Below are 694 nucleotides of genomic sequence, written 5' to 3' on the forward strand. Positions count from 1 at the left end.
ACATTGTATCTCTTTTTAAACCATGCTGCATTTCTAGGAGTTAAGGCACTTAACTCTTCTACTTCTCCACCAATGTGATAAGGAATACCGCAAACAGAATAAGAAATATCTTTTCCTTGATCGTACACGACAATTTCAGCTTCCTCCGTGTTTCTTCTAGCTTTAGCTGCTACAGATGTACCAGCAGCGACAGATCCAATAACAACAATTTTCATTTTTTTCGCCTCTTTTCATTTAATTTAAGCAATCCTTAATATTCATATCCGTCGAACCAATGTTTTGTTTTATTTGAAAACTTGACTAATAAAAGCATGACAGGGACCTCTACTAATACTCCCACAACGGTTGCTAAAGTTGCACCAGAATTTAATCCAAACAACGCAATTGAGACAGCTACAGCAAGTTCAAAAAAGTTACTTGTTCCGACCATGGCTGCGGGTGCTGCTATTGAGAATGGTAGTTTACACGCTTTAGCTCCACCATAACCAAGAATGAATATGACAATATTTTGAACAATTAGTGGAATAGCAATTAATAAAATATGGAATGGATTACTTAGAATTCGTTCACCTTGGAATGAAAAGATAATAACTAAAGTTAGTAGTAAACCAATTCGAGTTGTGCCATCAAATTTATTCACAAAATCTTTTTCAAAATAATCGTCACCTTTTTGCTTAACGACTTTTTTTCTGAC

The 694-nt window shown here is 35.0% G+C and carries 2 protein-coding genes; both read right to left on the reverse strand.

The window, feature by feature from the left end:
- Positions 1-215, reverse strand: a 215-nt coding sequence (locus ACEN36_RS13015) for an FAD-dependent oxidoreductase (RefSeq protein WP_407126897.1), incomplete at its 3' end; no start/stop codon positions are given.
- Between the two features lie 35 nt (positions 216-250).
- Positions 251-694 (reverse strand): arsenic resistance protein (locus tag ACEN36_RS13020; protein WP_407126899.1); only part of this gene is annotated, 444 nt, incomplete at its 5' end.

Origin of the sequence: Desemzia sp. FAM 23989 (genome assembly GCF_045528345.1) — a bacterium.
Classification (GTDB): Bacteria; Bacillota; Bacilli; order Lactobacillales; family Carnobacteriaceae; genus Desemzia.